The organism is Microbulbifer okhotskensis (assembly GCF_023895975.1).
In the GTDB taxonomy this organism is placed as follows: Bacteria; Pseudomonadota; Gammaproteobacteria; order Pseudomonadales; family Cellvibrionaceae; genus Microbulbifer; species Microbulbifer okhotskensis.
The window spans coordinates 1-581 of sequence record NZ_JALBWM010000359.1; the positions used below are offsets into that span (position 1 = coordinate 1).

The 581-nt window shown below is 45.3% G+C and carries 1 protein-coding gene; it reads left to right on the forward strand.

Going from position 1 to position 581, the window contains the following annotated elements; all coding sequences use genetic code 11:
• The coding region (locus MO867_RS22500) for an IS30 family transposase (protein ID WP_252473331.1) at nucleotides 1-551 on the forward strand (551 nt) is incomplete at its 5' end.
• Nucleotides 552-581 lie beyond the last annotated feature (30 nt).

Genomic DNA, 581 nt, shown 5'->3' on the forward strand with positions numbered 1-581 from the left:
GAGCTAATGGAAAGTCGACTCGAGGGCATATTAAAAATGCCATCAGCATTGAACAGCGTCCACAAGTTGTCGAGGATAAATCTCGCATCGGAGACTGGGAAATTGATACCGTTATAGGCAAAGGCCATAGTGGTGCTTTGGTCACTATTGTAGATCGAAAGAGCAAATTTACCCTCTCTCAGCAGGTTGAGCGCAAGACGGCAGAGTTGGTTGCTCAAGCTACTATTGCGTTGCTTAAGCCGTATAAGCACTTAGTTCACACTATTACTGCCGATAACGGCAAAGAGTTTGCTCTGCATGAAAAGATTAGTGAGGCTCTGGATGCGCAGGTCTATTTTGCGCATCCGTATTCATCTTGGGAGAGGGGCCTGAATGAGAATACTAATGGCCTGCTGCGCCAGTACTTTCCGAAAAAAACTGACTTCAAGCTTGTAGATCAATTAGATGTCGAGGCGGCTATTGAGCGTTTAAATAATCGCCCAAGAAAACTGTTGGGTTATAAAACTCCTAAACAGATAATGGGAGAATATACGGCTGCTGCAGCAGCCTAAAGGGTGATGCACTTCAGAGTTGAATGCAGG